General features: G+C 62.0%; 12 protein-coding genes and 1 pseudogene. 6 read left to right on the top strand and 7 right to left on the bottom strand.

From position 1 onward, the window contains the following. Positions 1 to 12: 12 nt before the first annotated feature. The 3 genes and pseudogenes from AWB68_RS04070 (at position 13) to AWB68_RS49260 (ending at position 12,692) form a co-directional block, all read left to right on the top strand. A complete protein-coding gene (locus AWB68_RS04070) occupies positions 13 to 441 on the top strand; it encodes a hypothetical protein (protein ID WP_125482864.1) in 429 nt (142 codons plus the stop codon). Positions 442 to 480: 39 nt separating this feature from the next. Further along, entirely contained in the window at positions 481 to 11,907 is an 11,427-nt protein-coding gene (locus AWB68_RS04065) for a Tc toxin subunit A-related protein (protein WP_087643076.1), read from the top strand. A gap of 432 nt (positions 11,908 to 12,339) precedes the next feature. Next, a pseudogene (locus AWB68_RS49260) lies at positions 12,340 to 12,692 on the top strand (DUF3237 domain-containing protein). 161 nt (positions 12,693 to 12,853) lie between these two features. Here AWB68_RS49260 and AWB68_RS04055 read toward each other — a convergent pair. The 3 genes from AWB68_RS04055 to AWB68_RS04045 all read right to left on the bottom strand — a co-directional run bounded on the left by AWB68_RS04055 (position 12,854) and on the right by AWB68_RS04045 (position 15,698). After that, positions 12,854 to 13,585, bottom strand: coding sequence for an SDR family oxidoreductase (locus AWB68_RS04055; protein ID WP_087643074.1), 732 nt, complete (start codon positions 13,583 to 13,585; stop codon positions 12,854 to 12,856). Positions 13,586 to 13,750: 165 nt separating this feature from the next. Further along, a complete protein-coding gene (locus tag AWB68_RS04050; RefSeq protein ID WP_200828623.1) occupies positions 13,751 to 14,608 on the bottom strand; it encodes an MBL fold metallo-hydrolase in 858 nt (285 codons plus the stop codon). Between the two features lie 118 nt (positions 14,609 to 14,726). Beyond that, a complete protein-coding gene (locus tag AWB68_RS04045; protein WP_087643073.1) occupies positions 14,727 to 15,698 on the bottom strand; it encodes a quinone oxidoreductase family protein in 972 nt (323 codons plus the stop codon). A gap of 98 nt (positions 15,699 to 15,796) precedes the next feature. Between AWB68_RS04045 and AWB68_RS04040 the strand changes: the two genes are divergently transcribed. Further along, positions 15,797 to 16,390: a TetR/AcrR family transcriptional regulator gene (locus AWB68_RS04040; RefSeq protein ID WP_087643072.1), complete on the top strand. Its 594-nt coding sequence runs from the start codon at positions 15,797 to 15,799 to the stop codon at positions 16,388 to 16,390. 89 nt (positions 16,391 to 16,479) lie between these two features. On the opposite strand, the gene AWB68_RS04035 is transcribed toward AWB68_RS04040, so the two are convergent. Both AWB68_RS04035 and AWB68_RS04030 read right to left on the bottom strand, forming a co-directional pair. Beyond that, positions 16,480 to 17,445 (bottom strand): D-2-hydroxyacid dehydrogenase family protein, encoded by a 966-nt coding sequence (locus tag AWB68_RS04035; protein ID WP_200828622.1) that lies wholly within the window; start codon positions 17,443 to 17,445, stop codon positions 16,480 to 16,482. Positions 17,446 to 17,618: 173 nt separating this feature from the next. Beyond that, positions 17,619 to 18,407: a hypothetical protein gene (locus AWB68_RS04030; protein ID WP_087643071.1), complete on the bottom strand. Its 789-nt coding sequence runs from the start codon at positions 18,405 to 18,407 to the stop codon at positions 17,619 to 17,621. Positions 18,408 to 18,865: 458 nt separating this feature from the next. Between AWB68_RS04030 and AWB68_RS04020 the strand changes: the two genes are divergently transcribed. Further along, positions 18,866 to 19,801: a GlxA family transcriptional regulator gene (locus tag AWB68_RS04020; RefSeq protein WP_087643176.1), complete on the top strand. Its 936-nt coding sequence runs from the start codon at positions 18,866 to 18,868 to the stop codon at positions 19,799 to 19,801. Between the two features lie 168 nt (positions 19,802 to 19,969). On the opposite strand, the gene AWB68_RS04015 is transcribed toward AWB68_RS04020, so the two are convergent. After that, on the bottom strand, positions 19,970 to 20,848 hold the full coding sequence (locus tag AWB68_RS04015; protein ID WP_087643070.1) for an NAD(P)-dependent oxidoreductase: 879 nt from the start codon (positions 20,846 to 20,848) through the stop codon (positions 19,970 to 19,972). An 81-nt stretch (positions 20,849 to 20,929) separates the two neighbouring features. Continuing rightward, complete coding sequence (locus AWB68_RS04010) at positions 20,930 to 21,397, bottom strand: MaoC family dehydratase (RefSeq protein WP_087643069.1); 468 nt, start codon at positions 21,395 to 21,397, stop codon at positions 20,930 to 20,932. 600 nt (positions 21,398 to 21,997) lie between these two features. Between AWB68_RS04010 and AWB68_RS04000 the strand changes: the two genes are divergently transcribed. Further along, positions 21,998 to 22,216, top strand: a 219-nt coding sequence (locus AWB68_RS04000; protein WP_160109955.1) for a hypothetical protein, incomplete at its 3' end; no start/stop codon positions are given.

Raw genomic sequence — 22,216 nt, 5'->3', positions numbered from 1 at the left:
TGGAGAAGAGATGTGTTGCACGCTGATGAGTCCGGTTTCCCAAACACCACTGACCAGAAAAAAGCAATGGTTCCCACCCTATCCCGCTACTTGAACAAGACTGTCCTCGTTTCCATTCCCGCCCTGTTCGAGGACGGCACCGGACGGCCATACACGCTGCTCGGCGCAGAGATGAACGGCCTGTGGCTGCAGTCGGACGCATTGACTGACCGGTTGTTGCGAGACGAAAGCCGCGAGCTCGCAAAAATGAACCCGGCCGTGTTCGTTCCGTTTGCGCAGATCGCAGGTGTGCTCATCGCGACGAGCATGCCAGCGCCGTCAGCGGACGAACACGATGCGCTCGATCCACCCGAACGAAGTCCAGCCACGAGATCGGACACGCGAGAACGTCCGACGGAATCGACGACACCCGCACCGCCGAAGAGAAGCAAGAAACGCTGACCCGATCCACGCGAAACGAAGCACGCAGGGAGAACCCAGATGTCGAGCCTGATCGTCATTCGAATCATCCCGCCGCAGCCGCTAGACCCGGCAACGTTCAGAGACCACCACCTGAATCCGGCACTCGGTCCGCTGCAGATCACGGCCTTCGAATTGTCCTTCAGCGATCCCAGCGTCGGGCGCAATCTAGGCACCGCGAAGTACGTGAAGGCGTCCGCCGTTCCTTCGCCGTTGGACTTCTCCGTCCTCCTGCCGACGGTGCTCAAAGCGCCAAAATACCTTCCGGCTTCGCCCACCAGCGGCATCGTTCAGCACTACGACGTGGATGGGTCGGTTCCGCCGAACGACTCCGCCTTTTTCCAGCTCGACGCGGCGGCCACCGCAATCATCGAAATTCCCGCGGGGGCGAAGATCGAGAATCTGCGACTGGTCGCACAATGGGGAAGCGGCGCAGGCGCGACACCGGTGCCGGTCAGCCAGCTCTACTACGACGTGCAACTGAGCGCCGGGCCCACGCTCGACTTGAACACGTGGACTCCATCGTCTACTGATATCCATCCGCAAGTCGATCCGTGGATGGAGCTTTCGCCTGGCGCGTACCTGCATTTGCCGGCGGCACCGGGTTCCGCCAATCCCTTTTCGTTCTCTCTTCCCACGGACGGAACACCACCGCCGTTCGATGACTTGCGGGCCGCAGTCGAGCAGATTCTCGCGCTGGATCCCGGTCTGTCACCGGGCGTCGCCACGACGGCTGCCGCCGTGGCAGGCTCTTCGACGCTGAAACTTCCTGCGGGTACGTTGGGAATCGCGCCCGGGATGAGCGTGTCCGCCGCCGCCGGCATTGCTACGCGCACCACCGTCCTCTCGATCGATGCGAGCGGGCTCGTCACGCTGAGTCAGGAAGTCGTACCGCCGGGCGTGCCGTCCAGCACGAACATTACCTTCAAACCGAATCTTGGCGCCCTGTCGGCCGAGCAATGCCGCAACATCGCGCGAGAAATCGTCTGGAGCCAGCAGCCACCGCCACCGCAACCGCCGGATTCGGTGGGCCAGCTATACAGCAATCCGCCGAATGCGGGACCGATGCTGAGCGGCACGACGCCCAACCAGCACGAAGCCGATCGGCAACAGTTCGAAGCCTTGCTGATGAGCTACTACGCTCTGGCCGACACGGCGGCGGATCGGCTCACCGGCTTCGTGTATGCGCTTTCTGCGGCCATCGCTTGCGAACAGCGCTCGCTGACATCCACGCAGGCGATGCTCGAGCTTCCTGCGAACTCGGCCGCCGCGGGTGGCGGACCCGTCAGCGGCCACCAGCTCCTTCTCACGGGCGTCGACTCGGTGAATTCGCCGTCGAACTTCGGTATTCCCGCCGCCTATTTCTACGGCCTGGGCGCGATGCTGCCGCTGCAGATTCGCGCGGACAAGCGCTTTCAACTCGCCAGCGGCGATCACATCGAGCGTCTGCTGTCTGAGCTGACCACCTCAATCGAAGCGGGCACGATCACCGACTCGGAAAAGTTTGTCGCGCTGCCGCTCGAGGCCATCAATGCTGCGCAAGCCGCGCGGCGAATCGCTGCGCTCGGCATTCCGACTTCGTCGAGCACGCCGCTCGCGCCGCTCGGCGCACGCAGGATCCAGACGGCGAGCGATGCGCCTTCGGGCACGGCGTTGCCATTCGCTTCCACCGATGGCCTGAAAGCGGGAATGTTGGTCAGTGGGATCAACCTTCCGGTCAACACGACGATCGCTGCGCTCACGCCGACGGCCGTCACGCTCACCTCCCCGCTGCTGGGTGATATTGCGGCCGGCAGCACGATCTATTTCGTTCCGCCGTATTCCGCGAAACTCGTCACGCTCGTCAAATCCTGGCTTGCGTTTCCGCCGAGCACAACGGGGACGCCAAGCAGTCAGGCGTATTTGCCAGAGGACGATGCCGCGAAGTTCTGGCCTGGAGCCAGGAGCACACTGCCGGAGGCCTATCTCAACCTGGTCCTGTCGGCGCTGACCGAAGGGTTCATCGTGCCCGCGCCGTTCAACACGGCGCTCGGCGAGTTGATCATTGCCAATCTGCTGCAGCCGACGCCGTCAATCGAAGCGCTGGCGGCCGTGACGCGTGCACAGTGGATCAAGTTCTTCCAGACGAATCCCACGTGGCTGCCGCCGGGAACTGGCAACATCCAGGCGCGCATCGACGCATTCATGCGCCGCGCGCAATCGTTCCTGGTGATCGGCGGCGGTGGACCGACTGCGTCATTCGTTCTCGTCACGACCTCGGGCGCCCCGGTTGGCGGCACCACGCTCGATTTCGCCCCGAGCCCGCAGCTCGCAGCCGGCATGCTCGTGAGCGCTCCGGGCATTCCGGCGGGCACTGTCGTCGTGTCAGCCGTCCCCGCGGGCGGCAAGACCGTAGTCACGCTGAGTGCAGCCGTAGCGACACCCATTCCCATCAACGCGAACATCACGTTCAGCATGAACGTTTCGACCGGAAACGCGCCGGATCTTCCGCAGCTCTCCGCGCCGACGCAGGACTGGCTGACGCTGTGCCTCGGGTCATACGGTGCCTTCACGCTCGGCACCGGCTTCGATCCGGTGAAGCTCCGCGCCGCTGCGGCAACCGTATTCACAGATGATGCACGTGCACAGGAATGGGTCTGCGACGCACTGACGACGCTCGACGCCCTCTATCAGGTGATGAAGCCTGTGCCACTTCCGGCGCCGGGCACACCGGCGTTCGAGTTCTCCGTCATCGAAGCTCTGTACGCGCGCGGCTTCACGTCAGCACAGTCGATTACGGCGATCAGCAGCGATCAGTTTCAACAGGCGCTCACCGGCACGGTGGCCTTCGACCTCGCGGCGCAGATCTACGCCTCCGCGTCGGCCATCGCGCCTCCCGCTCCTGCAGCCGGCGCTCCGGGGGGCTTCGTCCCCGTGAACGCCGACGGCGCGCTCACGAACTGTGTGCCATCGCCCTGCGCCTCGCCGCTGGGACCGATCGCTTATCTCAGCGAGTTGCTGGAGCTGTCCGCGCTATCGACGTGCGACGCACCCATCGCCAGCTCACTATCCGTACCGACGAACGCCGATACGCCCGCTGGCCAGACGCTGCCGTTCGCATCGACTGCAGGTTTGATCTCCGGCATGTCGGTCAGCGGACCCAGCATTCCGAACGGCACGGTCGTCAGCAGCGTCACGCCGACGTCGGTCACGCTCGGCGTAGCGGTTTCCGCAAACGTTCCCAACGGCTCGATGATCACCTTTTCCGCCCCCACGTTGCAGGTTGCTCTGAGCCAGCGTCGCGGCCCATTGGGCGAACTCTCGGCAAGCTGCGCCAATCTCGAGACACCGCTGCCGCTCATCGACATCGTCAACGAAAACCTCGAGTTCATGGGCGCGTCCGCCGTGCCGATGAACGGCACGGTATACGACACCTCGGCGGACAAGCTTGCCGGCCACCTGCTTTGTCGCGACGAGCCGTGCCCACCCGACGAATGCGCACCGTTCTGCCACGAGCCGGCACGCATCTTCGGTGCCCTGCCGGAATACTCGACGCCCGCGACGCCCGTCGCTGCGAATGGCAGCGTGGAGCCGGCCGTCTTCAACATCCTGAAGAAGGACTTCTCCGCGTGCCACCTGCCCTACTCGCAGGCGCTGGACGTCTCCCGCACCTATCTCCGGCATTTCGGCAGCTGTCGCGTCGAGGAGATGCGTACGTTCCGGAAGTGCATCACCGAGTTCGTGCTCGATCCGGCGAAGGAGCCGGCGGGATTCCAGGATCATCTGTGGCGCTTTCCGGTGCGCATCGACATCGCGGCCGAGTATCTCGGCATCACGCCAGAGGAATATGCGGCGCTGTTCCACGGAACTGAGACGCCGCTCTGCGGGCCTCGCGCGGAGCCCTCGCCCGATCCGAACGGGCTGCGGGATCCGGTGCTGCCCGGACCGAACGATCAGGTCAACCCGAACAACCCGCGCGCCAATCCCAATCAGATCGTGGTCCGCGACCAGAACCTCGGCCCGCCGGTCTGGGCACTCTATGGCTTCGCCGAGCGCGGCGACAACGACAACTGGATCGACGTCGTCACCAGCGTGCCCGAGTTCCTCGCCCGCACCTGCCTCAGTTACTGCGAGTTCCATGAGCTGTGGAAGTCCGGCTTCGTGAAGTTCGCGAACCGCGGCCGGCGGGACGGCGTGTTCCCGGAATGCGAGCCCTGCTGCTTCGACGACATGGTTCTGCTGTTTCCGGAACAGCAACGCGGGCGCGCCGGCGCGCTGATGCAGTTGATCGTGTTCATTCGCCTCTGGCGCAAGCTGAAGGAGTCCTGCTGCTTCTGCTATTCGTTCGCGCAGATCCGCGACATCTGCAATGTGCTGCACCTGTTCGATGGCAGCGGCGCCATCAACCCGGAGTTCATCCGCCAGCTTGCCGCATTCCAGATGCTGCGCGACCAGTTCTGCCTGGATCTGTTCGACAAATCGGAGAAGCCCGCCGCGACCGCCGTCGACGCGGAGCGCACACACTTGCTCGCGCTCTGGGCGGGCCCGACTGCCACGAAATGGGGCTGGGCAGTCCGACAGCTCTGCGAGAGAGTGTTGCATCACGCGAAGCTTCACTATCGCTGCGAGCACCATCGACCGGACGTGGTCGAGTGGATCCTGTCGAAGCTTGATCCGCTCTCGCGCCTCGCCGGCTTCGATCCCGCATCGGCGACGGACAACTGGCACGCGCTGCCGACGCACGCACTGCGCTTCGCCGAGATCCTCGCGAAGCTCTCGGCCTCGAAATTCACGCTCGCGGAAGTGCTGTATTTCTTCACCGTGGACGATCAGCATTGCGGCGACATCTTCCCGTTGCAGGATGAGTGCGAGGCGGGTGAGCTGCCTCTCGCCTTGCCCGCCGACGAATGCGGCTTCTCACTGTGGGACCTGCGTCGGAAGTTGCTCGGCACACCGGCGCCCGAGCTCGCGCCGGACTCGAACTGGCGTATCTCGGTTGCGGTGGACAGCACGCTACCCGCCGATGGCTGCGCCCCTTTCGAAGAGCCCAGGAAGGCCGTGCACGTCGAGACGACGATCTTCGAAGAATGCACGGACGACTGGGACTGGCAGCGTGTTTCGAAGATCCTCACCGCAGAGCTCGGCTTCGCGCTCGACGACGTGCTCGATCTCGGCCGGCACCTGTTTCCGCAGTTGCTGAAGAAATCCGGCTTCGTGGTGGATGCCACGCGCTTCATCGCTTCCCTCCCCGCGGCCAAGACGACAGCAGCAATGTGGAGCGCAAACGCCGATGGACCGCTTCAGTACGATGCCGCCGCCGAGAAGCTCTGGACGCACATCCCGCTCGCGGACGACTCCCTGACTTCGCAACTGGTTCGCCTCAACGCGCTCAACGCCGATGAGCAGACCGCGGTACAGGATCTGTACTTCCAGCCTCGCGCCCTGCTCGCGCTGTTCGCTGTGCTCTTTCCGGATTTCGCGCGCGCCGAGCGACACCTGATCGAGGCTCGCGACGAATGCGAGCGGTGGGACTACTTCCGCCGGCACGTCGCGCAGTGCCACCAGCGGTGCCGGATCATCGCCTGCCATCTCGCGGCGCATGTGGCCGCAGTAACCAGGCAGCCGTGCCCGGAAGGCGAAGCGGTGGCGCTGCTGATCCTGCGTGAGCTGCTCGGTGACGAGAACGCCGCGACGACCGACTGGGAGAGCGACGACGGTACGGAACCCGCGGTTACCTGGACGCCGCGTCCGAATGGCAGCGGCTTCGCCGCGCTGCTCGGCCTCCTCGGCACCGGGCTCGTCACCGAGTACAAGGCCGACGGCGGCGGCCTCGCCTGGCGCAACGTCACCGGGGCACTGGATGGATTCGGGCCACAACACGATCGCGTCAACGCGCCCATCCCCACCGTGCTGCCGTCGCTCGGCGCCACGATTACACCGGCGCAGAGCAAGTACGTGAGCGTGCGCAACGGCTTCCTCGTCAAGAACGCCGGCGGCGCAATGCTCGGTGGCGCGCAAGGATTCGAAGCGACCTGGTCCGGCGCGCTGCTGGTCGATGAAGAAGGACAATACGAGTTCTGGGCCGGCGCACCCACACCGGGTCACGAGAAGCCCGATTGCGGGGCTATCGATCGCTTCAAATGGCGCGTAACGCTGAAGCGAGGCTCGCGCACCTGGGTGCTCCTCAGTCACCGATGGCCTGCGGAGGACGAGCGCCACACGGCGTGCCGGCATCTCAAGCGTGGCGCCTACGAGATCACAGTCGAGCTCGTTCGTCCGGCGTTCGAGTTCGCGACAGAAAATCAGGTTCACGCGCTGCTTGCTGGCCTGGAGGTCAAATACGCGGGACCGGACAGTTGTGGCGAATGCATACCCATCCCGCGGCGCCAGCTCTTCACGATGCTGAAGGACGCGCCGCTGAGCCAAGGCATCGCGACACAGAGCGCAAGTGCGACGCTGTTCCTGCAGCGTTACTACACGAGCTCATTCCGCGACATTCGGCGCACGTATCAGCGCGCGTTCAAGGCCTTGCTGTTTGCACATCGATTCGCGCTCTCGGCCGAGCGCAACTGCCACGGCACGTCGGAGCTCAGCTACCTGCTGGAGGAGAAGGAGCGCTTCGCGGGCGCTTCTTACTTCGGTCCCGCAGGCGCTTTCGTACGCCACGCCGCGAACTTCGATTTCAACTTCCTGCCACTTCTGGATGACTACCACCCGCCCGCCGCCGACTCGCGCACCAAGCCGTCGGCGAAGCGCACTCAGGCCATGTTCGATTGGTGGGAACGAACGTTCGACTACACGTTTGCGCGTGACGACGTTCGCTGCCGGCGCCATCACGAGCTGTGGCACCTTTTCGCCGAAGCTCGCGCCACGAATCCCGCGGACCCCGCTCCGCTCATGGACCATCTCGGCGCGGATTCGCGCTTCTGGAAGCTCGAGCTGCGTTATTTACAGAGCCAGGGCGCGCCTCCGTACGCGGTCTCGAGCGACGATCTGAAAGACGATCGCTGGACGGTGCGCGCTTGGCACGCGGACCGCTGGCTTGCCGCGCTCGACGAGCACTTCGCCGCCAAGGACATCACGATGGCCCGACCAGACCTGTGGGCATCCGACGACCCGAGCGCACTGCTCCCCGGCGCAACACAGACCGGCAACGCAAACCTATCCGCCTTCCTGTGTGACGGCTGCCTCGAGCACGGCGATCCACGTCGCTATGACGACCTGCGTCGTCTCAACGACGGCCTCCGGCAGCGCGGTCGCAACGCGCTCGTGACCTATCTCTGCCACAGCAACCGCGTCGCGCTGCCGTGGGCACCAGGTCAGTTCGCCACTCAGGCGCGAGAGCTGGGCGAGCTGCTGCTTCTCGACGTGGAAGCAGGCGTGTGCGAGAAGGCAACGCGCATCGAAGAAGCCATTTCAGCCGCCCAGTGTTTCATCCGCCGTGCGCGACTGCTGCTCGAGCCCGGCTGGATCGTGACGCGCGAGTTCGCCGAGCTATGGGACCGCCAGTTCGCGACGCTGTCCCTCTGGCAAGCTTGCAAGCGGCGCCAGTTGTACAAGGAGAACTGGATCGACTGGAGCGACCTCAAGAAAGCTCAAGGAATCGAGGCTTTCCGGTTCCTCGAAGACAAGCTGCGAAGTGCGAAACTCACGGCCGCGGTGCATGGCGGCACCGAATGGTGGCCCGACGCACGGCTGCCCGCGCCGGAGCCGCCAGCGCTTCAGCGTCGCGAGCTGTCCTCGATCCACGCGCTCGATGCGCCACGAGAAGGTCTCATCCTCCTGGGCACGCCCGAGCGCGACGCCCGACCATCGTGGCTCGCCGCCGTACATGGTGAAGTCCGGAGAAACCCGGCGCTCGCCAGTCCAGACTCCAAGCCCCTGCCGCTGTGGATGGAAGCCGCCATCAAGGTGGGCACCAAGTTCCTGCGCGTCGCGGCCGCGGGTGTGCCTCCTGCGTCGTCTGCATTCGAACCACACACGCGAAGCGGAGCCGAGGATTGCGTGACCTGCTGCCAGGAATGCGGCTGCTCGCATCCCGCGCTCGTCGATGAGTATTTCTTCTGGCTCATCCCGGCGGAAATCTACGAGCCGCCGGCGCCCGCGCCACTCAGCGGCGCGCCCGGCGCAGGCACGACCACCGACTATCAGAACGGCTTCCAGGACGACTACTACGATGCAGTTCAGCAACAGTCCGCGGTCTGGCACGACGTCGACAAAGTGCCACGCCTGCTCGACTGGCCCAGCAAGCCCGCCGTCCGGCTGGCGTGGTGTCGCATTCACAACGGCGAGTTCCAGCAATCGCGTCGATCCATCCGCGCGCTTCAGGTGGATCTGAATGTCGCCAGCGATCTCGTGTTCCTTGGTCGCACCGCCGATTCACTAACGTTCTCCGTACCGAGCGGCATCGCCCCTGCCGGCTATCTCGATCCGGCGCAGCCGGGCTTCCGGTTCAACCTGGCTCAAGACGATGTCAGCGTGCTGCCGCAACTTCTGATCCCCAATCCAGCAGCAGTGCCTGCTTTCCTGGGCTCGGCGAAGCTTCCGGCGTATCCGTGGATGCTGTTCGTTACGCCGGGAGCGTCGCTGTTTCCCTTATCGCCCTTCGCTCCTGCGCTGGCCGTCGCGCAGGCCCTGCGAGCGCATTGCCGCTTCGAGGCAGCCCTTGCGTGGTATCGAAGCGCGTTCAATCCGTTGGTCAATGACTGCACGTGGATCGACTGTCACCCGGATGATGACGGGCAAGATGGGGGAAACAACGACGGCAACCCCGGTGACGGAAACGACGGCGGCGGGAACAACGCTGGCGATAATGCCGACGGCAACGACCCCCGGTTGCACGCCATTCGCGGCTTGGTGCCGCGGGAAGCCTGCTGTGACAGCACGGATATCTCGTGCGACCAGGGGCGCACGCGGTCCATCCTGCTCCACTACCTTGAGACGCTCATCGAGTGGGGTGACGCGGTGAGACGCCACCGGCATTCAGCGGAAGCGGAGCAGGATGCACTCACGATTTTCGAATCCGCCGCGAAGATCCTCGGCCGCATGCCGCGCACGGTCATGCTTCCCGATCCGATCTCCGTGCCCAAGGTATCCGCATTCGTGCCGCAGTTCCCGCCGCTGAATCCGCGCCTCCTCAACGTCTACGAGGTCGTGCGCGATCGGCTCGAGAGCATTCGCGCCTGCTCGAACGACCGCCGCCTGCGAGACGGCCGTCGCAAGGTCGAAGCGGATTACTTCGGCGATTCGCCACTGCGCGAAGGTTGGCGCAACAGCGTCACTCCCTGCGACGAAGAAACCGAGTGGTGCTTCCTGCGAAGCCCGTATCGTTTCTCTTTCCTCATCCAGAAGGCGTACGAGTACGCGTCGCGGGTACAGGAGCTGGGCAATGCCCTGCTCAGTGCGTTCGAGAAGGGTGACGCAGAGTTCCTCGCATCATTGCGTGCCGGTCAAGAACGTGAAGTGCTGATCCTCGGACTCGAAAGCCGGAAGAACGCGTGGCGCGACGTCGATTGGCAGATCGAGTCACTGCAGAAGACGAAGGCGATGAGTCAGGCCAACCTGCAGTACGTCGCCGACCTCAAGCGGCATGGCCTGATCTCCGGCGAGATTCTGTACGGGTCATTCACCATCGCATCGACCCTGCTGCGCACCGGCGGCAACGCCATCGAAGCGATTAGTGGTGCGATGAGCAGCGCCGGCAATTTCTTCGCTGGTGTCGCCGGCTTTGGTGGCACACCGCTCATCTACTATCAGCTCCCCATCGGCCAACCGCTTGCCGGCGGGTTCGCATCCGCCGCGCGCGTACTCGTCGCACTGTCCGACATCGCGAGCACCACGGCAGGACTCGAGCTCACGCAGAGCGGCTGGGATCGCCGGCTTGCCGAGTGGACACACCAGATCGATGTGCTCGCCATCGAGATCCAGCAGATCGATCGGCAGATTCTCGGCGCGCAGCGTCGCCGCGACCAGACGCTGAACGACCTGAACATCCAGCAGCGCCAGCTGGAGCATTCCACCGAAGTGCAGAACTTCCTGCGCGACAAGTTCACCGCGCACGACCTGTACCTCTATCTTCAAAAGGAGACGGCGGCTCTTCACAGCAGAACCTATGAGCTGGCGCTGGCCGCTGCGCGCCAGGCGCAGTACGCATTCAACGTCGAGCGCGGGCACTCGTCGCGCAAATTCATTCCGGAGTGCGAGTGGGACTCGCTGCACGAAGGGCTGATGGCAGGCGAACGCCTGTCCGCTGCACTTCGCCAGATGGAGAAAGCCTATCTCGACGAGAACGTCCGGGAATACGAGCTCACCAAGCAGATCTCGCTGCGGCTGCATTTCCCGGCCGCATTCCTGCAGCTGCGCACGACGGGACGTTGCGAGATCGAGATTCCGGAATGGATGTTTGATATGAACTTCCCGGGCCATTACATGCGCCGGATCAAGAACGTGTCACTGACCATCCCGTGCGTCACGGGACCGTACACCGGCGTTCACTGCCGGCTCACGCTTCTCGGTAGCACAACTCGCGTCGATCCGCGATTGTCCACGCCGCCTCACGAGTGCTGCTGCCCGAAGGGATGCTGCGACTCTTGCGACGACGCGGATCGCCTGGCACACGAGTACGCCACGTGCCCGGACGATCCCCGCATCGTGCGCCAGTTCGGCGCACGAGAGGCCGTCGCCACATCCACGGGACAGAATGATGCCGGGCTCTTCACGCTCGACTTCAACGATCAGCGTTATCTGCCGTTCGAGTATGCGGGCGCTGCGAGTCGCTGGCGCATCGAGCTGCCTCGCGAGAACAACTACTTCGACACGAGCACGCAAACGGATTGCATCATGCGCCTCGGCATCATGTCGCGCGAGGGCGGGCCACTCCTCCGACGAGCCGCCGAGGCGGCCGCGCGCGGCCGCTTGCCAGGCGACGGCTGGCGGCTCATCGACGTGCGCCATGAGTTGCCGGACGCGTGGCAACGGTTCAAGGGCCGCGCGGAGCATGACCCCAATGGCCGCCGCATCGATCTGCGCCTCGACCGCCGGATGTTCCCGTTCGTGCCGGATGGCCGGGAGATCGTGATCGGCGGCATGGCGATTCTGCTCGGCAAGCCTGCGCACTCGCACCACCACACCGATTGTGGCTGCGACTGCGAAGGGTCGCACGGGTGCCCGTGTCCCGAACATCGGGAATGCGCGCGCGAGGTCGTGGAGTTCCATCATGGCGACAAGGAGTGTAGCGAGGGAATACGCGTGGAATGTCTCGCAAACGAGGCCTGGCCAGAGTTCTACTTCGGCACCGTCAAGGCACGCATTGGGCCCATCGGGGCGAGGCACCGTCATGCCGACGCTCAATTGCGCTTTGACGGATGCGAGAAGGATCCGGAACAGCTGTTTCTGTTGTGCCGATACGCGCCGATATCGACCTCCACCTGCGGATGCAATAGCTACGAACAACAGTCTGCACCGCCGTAGTAGCGAGCTAAGCCCGCCGCGGCGCTCCAAGGTGCCGAAATTTGCTAATTCAGGCTCGCGCAGACACCGCAGCCGCCGCGGAGCCAGCGCTTCGTCCTCGCCGTCGAGCGCACTGAAATTGCATTCGCGCAAGCTCCGCGGCAGGTTGGACGAATGGAACTGTCCAGCGTCTTCCACCCCTCGGCGTCCGGTCCCCTCAGATAGCTGCCATACCTCTTTGCAAGCTGGATCGTCTGGTGTGGGGTCGCCAACGAACTTTCGATTTCCCCCACAGCGGCCATTCACGATCGACAAATTCAACCAGCCACTGAATGACGGCAATGGGGTCCTCACCTGCCGCTGTCATGTCGCTGAACCAGCGACCGCAATGGCCGATGAAGCAACATTCGTCTTCGTATCGCACGGCCGCTGCGTGTTCGGCTGAGCGGCAAGGTGCTGGACGGCGGCAGCGACTGGCAGACCGTACGCAGCGACGGCAGCACGACGCTCGATGTGCGCCTGATCCTGCAGACCGACGACGGCACGAACATTACGATGGCCTACCGCGGCGTGCGCCACGGCCCGCCCGATGTCATCGCGCGGCTGGAAAGCGGCGAAGGAGTCGACCCGCCAGCTACTACTTCCGCATCAACCCGATCTTCGAAGCGCCTGCCGGAAAGTATGAATTTCTAAATCGGATCATTGCGGTCGGCACGGTTCACCGCTTCAAGTACGGCCCGGTTATAGCGTGTTTGAGGTTCTGTAAGCAGAAGAGCGACACTATCACACTATCGCGATCAGCTTGAATTGAGAGTTGCAACAAGGCATCGCGTGGGTTGCGCTTGCCGGTGTTGCCGGCGCGATTGCGCCGCCCATTGCATGCCGGATTGCCAACAAGGCCTGAGCCACTGCCATGCTGCTGGCCGGCAGTGGTTCAGCCAATCCGTTGCGGAAAAACGCGAGTGCGTCAGATCTGCGCTCTGCCGCCATCGACAAAGAGCTCGATGCCCGTGACGAAACTCGAGTCATCCGAAGCGAGAAACAGGGCGGCTTTGGCAACTTCGTCGGCTTCCCCCATGCGTCCCATCGGGATGGTAGATAAAATCCTCGCAATAGCATCCTGAGGCTGCTGATCAATGACCGGGGTATCGATTGGGCCCGGGCTAAGGACGTTTGAACGGATGCGACGGTCCTTCAGCTCCACGGTCCATCCCCGCACAAAATTGCGGATGGCCGCCTTGGTCGCGCCGTATACCCAGAAGGCAGGCGTCCCTTTGACGCTCGCGACGGAGCCCGTGAGAATGATCGACCCGCCATCATTCAAGAGCGGCAGGGCCTTTTGGACGGTGAAGAGCACGCCTTTCACGTTAGTACTGAACAGGTTGTCGAAATGCGCTTCGGTGATATCGCCCAGGGCGGCGAACTCAGCGATGCCGGCGTTGGCGAAGACGATGTCGATTCTTCGCCCTGTCGCGTTGACATTCTCATAGAGACGATCGAGATCAGCCAAATTGGCGACGTCTCCCTGGATACCAGTCACATTGTCCCCGATGACCCTCACGGCTTCGTCGAGCTCCTTCTGGCGACGGCCGGTGATGAAGACGTAGGCGCCCTCGGCGACGAAGAGCTTCGCGGCGGCGAAGCCTATCCCCGACGAGCCGCCGGTGATGACGGCTACCTTTCCCTGCAACTTACCCATAGCAATTACTCCGTTGATTGATAATTCCGACTGGCAGTGCCTCTAGGCTAGCGGTCGGCTGCCAAAAATAAGGCAGCGCCCAGGCTCCGCTGCATTCGAGGATCGTTTGCACATACCGACCAACGCTGGTCGGCCCATCGATCATCTCCTTGGCCGTCCGGCCCGCTAGACCTCGAACCGGAACGCCGCCCCGTCGCGCTTCACGCGTCCGGCTGTCGGTGTGGCATAGTGGGTGCCGATGACCAGAATCGGCTGGTCGGCCCACTCGGCGAACAACTTCACGCGGGTAGCCGTCGCGGCCTGAGTGTCGCTGTCGAGGCTCGTGGCCCACTCGGGGTGGGCCATTTGGCAGGGATGGTGGGCAATGTCGCCTGTAATCACGGCGCTCTGCCCTTCCGATTCGATCATCACGCTGACATGGCCTGGCGTGTGGCCGGGGGTTGGCCTTAGACGCACCTCAGCCGAGATGCGATGATCCATCTCCACCAGGTCGACCAGGCCGGCGTCGAAGATCGGCCGCACGCTGTCACCCATGATCGTCTGCTGCTCCTCGTCGCCCTCGTTGCTCCAATGCTCGAATTCACGCTTGCCGATCAGGTAGCGCGCCTTGGGGAAGGTCGGGACCCACTTGCCGTCCACCAACATGGTGTTCCAGCCCACGTGGTCCACGTGCAGGTGAGTGCAGATCACGGCGTCGACATCGTCGCGGCTCCAGCCCGCATCCGCGAGGTGTTGCAGGAACCGCGTCGCCAGCGAGTTTCCGCCCACCAGACGGCGCGGCTTGTCGTTGCCGATGCAGGTATCGACCATCAGCCTCAGCCCCGGCGCCTCCACTAGCAGGGCCTGGACGGACACGTTGAGGGAACCATCGGCGTTGGCGAAGTGCGGATAGAGCCATGGGCTGGCCTCCAGTGCTTCCGGCGTCGCGTCCCGCAAGAAGAAGCTCTCCGGGTCGTAGGGGAGCGACATCAACATCTCGAGCACACAGGTTATCTTCACCGAGCCCACCTGCCAATTCAACATAACGACCTCCTTAGGGTTGCATCGCGTCGCGGAAACCTCGAACGCTCATCGTCTGACACGCTCGAACTAAGGCACCGAGATCGCGGCGGGAGCTGTGAATGTCCGCTTGTCACTTCGGTCACATCGTTAGAATGACTTTGCCAAAGGGCCGATCCTCGATCAGGTGACGCAGGGCTTCGCCTGCTTCGACGAGGGGGTAGACCCTCTCGACGATCGGCTTGACGGATCCGCCCACGATCAGCGGGATGATGTCCCGCCACGCGGTAGCAACCACACTCGGTGACTGGGAGAACAGAGAGAAGCCCTCGATACGCGCGCGCTTCCAGATGAGGTCCGTCACATCGATCGTGGTTTTGCGTCCAGCGGAGTAGCCCAACGTGATCACGACACCACCGGGACCAAGGCTAGCTAGCGCCTCACTGGTCACGCTCCCGCCGATGCTCTCGATGACGATATCGACGCCCTTGCCGTCCGTTATCCGGCGAACGCCGTCGGCGAGACCTTCTGCGCTCAGGTCGACCACATGCTCGAACCCAAGCTCGCGCGCCCTGGCGGCTTTCGCCGCACTGCCGGCCGTCGAAATCACCGTGCCGGCGTCCTGCGCCCGCGCGAGTTGATAGGTCGCGTTGCCAACCGATCCGCCGATCCCCGGAGCCAGCACCCTCATGCCTGGCTTGAATCCGGCCAGCGTCAGTGCGATCTGCGCCGTCAGCCAGGCCACTGGAAGGCTGGCCGCGACTACGTCGTCGATCGCGTCGGGCACGAGCGCGAGATCATCGGGCCTCACCAGCATCCATTCTTGCCACGAACCATTCTCACGAACGCCGTAGGGTCCTGTGAACATCACGCGACTGCCCACCACAAGCCCCGAATCACCAGCATCCTCGATGACACCGGCGCCCTCGTTGCCAGGCACCAGCGGCGCTTTGGCCCGAGGGTGTCCACCTGAGACGATCGTGTGATCGAGCGGCGTCACGCCGGCGGCTGTAACACGGACCAGGACCCTGCCCGCTGTCCGTTTCGGCTTCGGCAAATCGGTCTGTAACAACCCGTCATAGCCCGAGAAAGATTTCGCCTCGATCGCACGCATCGTCGCTCTCCATAAAGTAACAGGTCTGTAACTTGAAGATTAGTTACAGACCTGTTACTTTGTCAACCAGAAAATCGACATGAATGGAGCTTGCGAATATGAAGGCACGAGCCCGACCCCGGCGGGGCGCCCCGCCAAAGGGCGAAGTGAGTGCGCGCGAGCGTATCCTCGCGACGGCAAGCGAGTTGTTCTACCGCGAGGGCATCCGTGCCATTGGTGTCGACACGGTCGTCGAGCAATCCGGCGTGTCGAAAACGAGTCTCTATCGCCTGTTTGACTCCAAGGACGCGTTGATCGCCGCCTTCGCCGCCGAAAAAGATCGCTCATTCTGGGTGTGGTGGGATCGCACTGAAAAGCTGCACGCTGATAACCCGCGCGCTTTGCTGGTGGCGTTGCTGTCTGGAATAGCGGAGCGGATCGGGCGCCCCGCTTATCGCGGCTGTCCGTTCCTGAACCTGGTGGCGGAGTTTCCTGACGACAGCCATCCTGGCCGGGTCATTGCCCGGAACAACAAGGAGGAAATGCGGGCGAGGCTCGCAACCATCGTTGCCAGGCTGGGCGTCGGTGATCCAAACCGCACCGCGTCTCAGATAGCGCTGCTCATCAACGGCGCGTACGTCTGCGGCCTGATCGCGGAGCCAGATGATCTGCGTGCCGACCTCGTCGACGCCGCCATCAAGTTGTTGGCCTAGTGGTTCGGCGAAGTGCCTCGAAGACGAGGTGACGCGTTGCCGTAGATTCCACAGTCGGCGTGTTGGACTCTCGATCGCAATGATGCACATCAGGCAATGCGCAACCGCGCAGTCTCATCGAGCCACTGCGCGATGTTGCGCACGGAATCGCCATAGAACCTGCGATACAGTTCGTTTGAAACGTAGCCGATATGCGGCGTCGCAAGCACGTTCGGCAGTGAGCGAAACGGATGAGCAATGTTGAGCGGTTCCTCGTCGTACACGTCGATCGCAGCGCCAGCAAGCCGTCTGCTCCTGAGTGCCGCGAGCAACGCCGCCTCGTCCACGACCGGCCCGCGCGAAGTGTTGATGAGCCGGCTTGTCGGCTTCATCTGTGCCAATTCAGCTGCGCCAACGAGACGCAGCGTGCGTTCACTCAGACGCACATGGATCGACAGGAAATCCGAGGTCGAGAACAGGGTGTCCTTGCTGACGAGCTGCACACCTTTTTCTTGCGCGCGCTCGGCAGTGAGATTCTGGCTCCAAGCGATGACGTTCATCCTGAAAGCGCGACCGATCACGCCCACCCCGTCACCCACGGAACCGAGACCAAGCAGGCCGAGCGTCTTGCCCGCGAGCTCGGTGCCGAGCGATACCTGCCAGCTGCCGTGACGAAGCGATTCGTTTTCCTGCCTAATGTTGCGTGCCAAGGAGAGAATCAGCGCCCAGGTGAATTCGATCGTTGGCACCGACGAGTAGCCGGTGTGGCGGACTTCGACGTCATGTTCTGCGGCAGCTTCCATATCGATCGATGTAACCCCCGGTCCGGTCGACGCGATCAGCTTGAGTTTCGGAAGACTCTCGATGATCGTTCGCGAGAACGGCGTGCGCTCGCGCATCGCACAGACGACGTCGAACGGTTTCAAACGAGCGACGATTTCGGCTGGCTCTGAGACATGGTTGTCGAACACGGTAATGTCGGCACGATCTTTCAACGGCGACCAGTCTGCCATGCTCAGCGCGACGTTCTGGTAATCATCGAGAATCGCGATCTTGATCAGGGATGAAGCAGACATTGCAACGGCTCCTTGCATGGAATCATGACAGAGGATACAAGGCGTCCCCCATTCAAAAATGCGGATTGCTGCGCAAGATATAGCTCGAAATATACGAGATGGCGATCAGGCTAACGGGAAGAGGAACGACCGCAGTTGTACGAGTGCGAGCCGGCGCTACTGATATTGAAATACTAGTCGCGCTCAAACACTTCGCGCATGTAAGCCGGGTTGTAATTCATCGCGACGAGCTGAGCGGATGCCATTACGTCCTTCAGGTCGGGCAATGTCCAGGTCAAGCTGAACTCCTTCACGTTGGACAACCCAAGCAAAGGCGCCAGCGGCCGCTCAAGCACCAGGTCTTCCGAGTAATATCGCTCAATGGAATTATCGTAAGGGGAGAATACAGCCAGATTTGGTCGCCCCGTGATAGCCCGGGCGACTACGGTTCTCTGGTGAGCGATCGATATCTCGAACACACCCTCGGAGTTGAGCGAACCGATTGTGTATTGATCGTGTGTCCATGAAACATCAAGGCCGTTCGTGTCAAACCGCGAAGCATGCGAATAAGTACATCCACGATACGCCTTGTAGGGGCCGCCTGTGTAGTGACTGCCTGCGGCAAAGCCATAGACTTGCATGATGCCGGATCGCTTTAGAAAGCTGTTTTGAACTGGAACCAGAAAGCCCACGTATGGAGGGGCTTGAACTAAGTGGGGCGTATCGTCGGCATGTGAAGTGTGTAGCCAATCGTTGAAATGCACCATGAGATGAAATTCAGGCTCGGCGGTGATACGAAGAACCCAGCCGTCGGGCAAAATTGCCTGGACCGCCGTCGGATCGCATATGAAAAAGAACGTGCGCCTCGTGCCGTAGTTCCTTTCCGTCAAGTGGACTTTGCTTGCGACGGTACAGCCATTCTCGTAGTAGTATCCCTCGGCGAGGGCGAAAGATGGGGCGCTGTTTCCTTTGGTCGCTGACATGATGGGCTTGTCTCCTTTAATTTGCATAACTGATAAGCCAGGACATGAACTCGCATAGACATAGTGTCACGATTCCCTCAAATCAAGAACGCCCATTTTCCCTCGTTAACGGACACGGTCATGCTTGGCGTCTTGATTTCCCTGATCATTAACTTCCGTTCACAGCATCCCGTCAGGCGGCAGACTCGCCACCAGGTCCGGCATCATCCGGTGAATCGCCGGCATGCTCACCGCGCCGTCAATGGTCACCGCCGCGCCAATGCCCCTGGGTCCAAACTCTCGCGCGATCGCCTGCCTTAGCCCTTCGCAACACCCTGTCCTACCGCAACCTTCCTCATCACTTCACGGACCACGGTGCACGCCTCATTTGCAAATTTGGATCATTGAACTATTATAGGTGTGCACACACCCAAATGCTAGGAGACTCTCGCCATGAACACCCGCCCAAGGTCTCGCTCATGATCGGCGTCCTGGTGTATCCTGATTTTCAACTTCTTGACGCGTCCGGTCCAATCTCGGTCTTTGAAACCGCCGCCCGTCTGTTATCGACACGCATCCCGATCACGGTGATGTCGGAAGGGTCAGACAGCATTCGCAGTTCGGCAGGAATCGAACTTCGAACACAGGGATTTGATGACCGGATTACGACCCTGTTCGTTACTGGCGGCGTCGGCGTCATTGCCGCATCCAAGTGCGAAAGAACGATTAAGTTCATCCAGGCAGTGGCCGGCCGCGGTTGTCGAGTCGTGAGCGTTTGTTCCGGAACCTACCTACTTGCGGAAGCAGGACTTCTTAACGGACTGCGCGCAACGACGCATTGGCGACGATCTCGGCATTTCAGCGAGCAATATCCTGACGTTAAGCTCGAACCTGACAGAGTCTTCATACAAGACGGCCAAATCTGGACTTCCGCCGGCGTTAGCGCCGGGATTGATATAGCGCTCGCGATCATAGCTGACGACTATGGTGAAGATCTCGCTCGCGAGATAGCGCAGGAACTCGTGATCTACTATCGCCGGTCCGGAGGACAATCTCAGTTTTCGGAACTATTGAAACTCAATTCACCGACGGGACGATTCAGACCTTTGCTCCGTTGGATCCGGCAAAATCTGAACATGGACCTGACAGTGGAAGTCTTGGCTGCGCAGGCGAACATGAGCCAGAGGCATTTCACGCGCGCCTTCTTGTCTGAAACAGGCGAAACGCCGGCAAAAGTGGTGGAGCGCCTTCGGCTGGAAGTCGCAAGTGAGCGCATCCGTGGGTCAAGGGAGCCAATCGAGCTGGTTGCATATGCAACCGGATTTGGCGATCCGGAACGAATGCGACGAGCATTCATGCGCGTATTTGGACGTCCCCCTCAAAGCCTCCGGGAGCGGCTAAGCGTATCGCGCTGATGGCTGGTGACCAGGAACGCATATACCGATACGAAATAAACTTCGCCACGACGAAGTTGAGATTGAAAAATCAGAATCGCGTCAATTCAACACAAACGATACCGCGCGACCCGACAACACTTCGCGTCAAGCGCCATCTTCTCCGTGCTTCGCTTTATCGCAAACACCTCAGTTGCTGGAACTGGTTCTTGCCTCGAGTGCGCAGAGGACGGCCGCGATGTCGGATTGGCCGTACCCCAACGCCTGCGTCTCACCAAATAGCGCATGGCAGACATCCAATAGCGGCGAGGCGACTCCGGCTTCCCTGGCCGCTTCCGCAATCAATTGATTGACTTTTAACACATTGGTGATCGACCCCTGGACATCGAAGTCACGCATCACCAGCTTGAGAATTTTCGCGCGTGAAATGTCGCTTGCCATTTGACCGGCGTCCACGATGGCGCGAAACTGCTGCATGTCCAAACCATGCCGCTCGGCAAAATGAGTCGCCTCCGCAAGGCCGGTGACCGTGGTCATCAGAAACAGGTTAGCCGCGAGCTTCATGAGGAGCCCGCTCGGAACCGCGCCGCACACAATCGTCTGGTGGCACATTGGCTCGAGCAGAGCGCGAACGCTTTGGACGGCCGCGTGTTCGCCCGCCAGCATCGCCACGAGCTGGCCTGCCTCGGCGGGCTTGCGCGAGCCCGAGACGGGCGCTTCCACGTAGGTGCCACCGGTGTTGCGAATGTCGGCTTCGAGTCCACGCGAGTAGTCGGGCGAGGTCGTCCCCATGTTGATGATCGTGTGGTGCGCGACGTTCCTGTTGAACTGCGAGGTGCCGCGGCCGAGGACGGCGTCGATTGCGTCGCCGTCGACGAGCATCAGGAATGCCACGCGGCTCAGTTTAAATATCTCGGCGGGGTTCGTCGCGACGGTAGCGCCCACCGCTCGCAAAGACTCGCTTCTGTCAGCGGAGCGATTCCAGACAATGAGTTGTGTGCCTGCGCGGGCCAGATTGAGCGCCATGGGCTGCCCCATGACACCCAAGCCAATAAAACCGATGTTCATAGTCACTCCGATCCCAAGGGGCGTGCCTCTTGCGGCGGCACGGTCGGATTCATTGCCGCGAATTCGTCCCGCTTTGCGGTGTCAACTCGAATGTTGATTCCGGCGCGGCACGACGAGGTTCACGACGTGGACCAGCACAGCCTCGCCGTCCTGGTTCAAGGTGGTCGTTCGGAGTTTGATCAGGCCCTGCTCCGGACGGGACTTTGACGGTCGCACCTCGAGCACCTCGCACTCGACACGCAATTCATCACCGGGGCGCACCGGCCGGGGCCAGCGGCACTCGTCGAGGCCAGCGCCGATAATGCCGCCGGCCGGCTTGAGTTCGCTTTCTGTCAGCAGCCGCATCGTCACGGCAGCTGTGTGCCAGCCGCTGGCGGCCAGTCCACCGAAAATCGAGCGGCGGGCCGCCGCCTCGTCGAGGTGAAAGGGCTGTGGATCGAATTCGGCAGCGAACGCGAGGACCCGTTCCTTGTCGATTTTCAGCCGCCCTGAACCGAACGTCTGTCCCACTGCAAAATCTTCCAGATAGCGCTCGCTCAACTGATTCATGATTCAGTCCCAGCGTTACGCAATGGATTAGAGCGCGAGCGCGATGTCTTCGCCGCCACGGATGCCCCGTTCGAAACCAGCACGGCGCATCCGATGAATAAAGCGGACGGTGAGTACGATCTCTGTCGCCCCGACCGGCTGGCCACGGGCAGTGGCGCCCCCTTCCACTTTGACGATGTCCTGGGACAGCCTGAGTAAGTCGCTCCTCCTATAACGCGCATCGCTATTCTCCACAAAGTAACTGACCTGTAACTTTCTTTAATGGTAGGAACAGCTCTGTTACTTTGTCAAGCGAGAAATAGGAGGAGGGAGCATGCGGATATCGAGGCACTAGCGCGCGCCCACAGGGTAGTCCGGCCAAAAAGGGGCCCGAAAGTTGGGGACCAGGTGAAACGTGCAAGGCCCTGGCAAGGTGGAACAAAGGGAACTCATCATCACCATTCCCCCTCTTCTCGAACAGTCCGAATCACGCCAATTTCTTCGCAACGCCTGCGTCAACGCATCCATTTTCGAGAGCAACAGCTTCAGAATCGGAGAGGTATTTGTCCTCTTGTAGCCAACAACCAAGTCCATCGTCGGCACCTGACGATGGTGGCCTGCGTGCTGCTGCTGCGGTACACGCGCGCCTTCGGGCGATTCAAATCGATGACCCGCTGGCTCCTCACCGGAGTCATTGCCATTCCGACTGGCTTCTTCGTGGGGCACCAGTTTGCCTTCCTGTTCCTGGGCGAGCCGCTGCGCGTGGTCGGCTACTTGAGCGTCAGCCTGATCCCGATCCTCTTCACCCTGGTGGTGGGTGGTCTGGGCCTGCACTCGTTT

Origin of the sequence: Caballeronia choica (assembly GCF_001544535.1) — a bacterium.
In the GTDB taxonomy this organism is placed as follows: domain Bacteria; phylum Pseudomonadota; class Gammaproteobacteria; order Burkholderiales; family Burkholderiaceae; genus Caballeronia; species Caballeronia choica.
The sequence above is the reverse complement of the archived record's forward strand: the minus strand, read 5'-3'. Positions and strand labels throughout refer to the sequence as shown.

Coding starts and splice junctions, on each gene's coding strand:
- AWB68_RS04065 (WP_087643076.1), top strand. CDS start 481: ATGTCGAGCCTGATCGTCATTCGAATCATCCCGCCGCAGCCGCTAGAC.
- AWB68_RS04055 (WP_087643074.1), bottom strand. CDS start 13,585: ATGGGTAAGTTGCAGGGAAAGGTAGCCGTCATCACCGGCGGCTCGTCG.
- AWB68_RS04050 (WP_200828623.1), bottom strand. CDS start 14,608: ATGTTGAATTGGCAGGTGGGCTCGGTGAAGATAACCTGTGTGCTCGAG.
- AWB68_RS04045 (WP_087643073.1), bottom strand. CDS start 15,698: ATGCGTGCGATCGAGGCGAAATCTTTCTCGGGCTATGACGGGTTGTTA.
- AWB68_RS04040 (WP_087643072.1), top strand. CDS start 15,797: ATGAAGGCACGAGCCCGACCCCGGCGGGGCGCCCCGCCAAAGGGCGAA.
- AWB68_RS04035 (WP_200828622.1), bottom strand. CDS start 17,445: ATGTCTGCTTCATCCCTGATCAAGATCGCGATTCTCGATGATTACCAG.
- AWB68_RS04030 (WP_087643071.1), bottom strand. CDS start 18,407: ATGTCAGCGACCAAAGGAAACAGCGCCCCATCTTTCGCCCTCGCCGAG.
- AWB68_RS04020 (WP_087643176.1), top strand. CDS start 18,866: ATGATCGGCGTCCTGGTGTATCCTGATTTTCAACTTCTTGACGCGTCC.
- AWB68_RS04015 (WP_087643070.1), bottom strand. CDS start 20,848: ATGAACATCGGTTTTATTGGCTTGGGTGTCATGGGGCAGCCCATGGCG.
- AWB68_RS04010 (WP_087643069.1), bottom strand. CDS start 21,397: ATGAATCAGTTGAGCGAGCGCTATCTGGAAGATTTTGCAGTGGGACAG.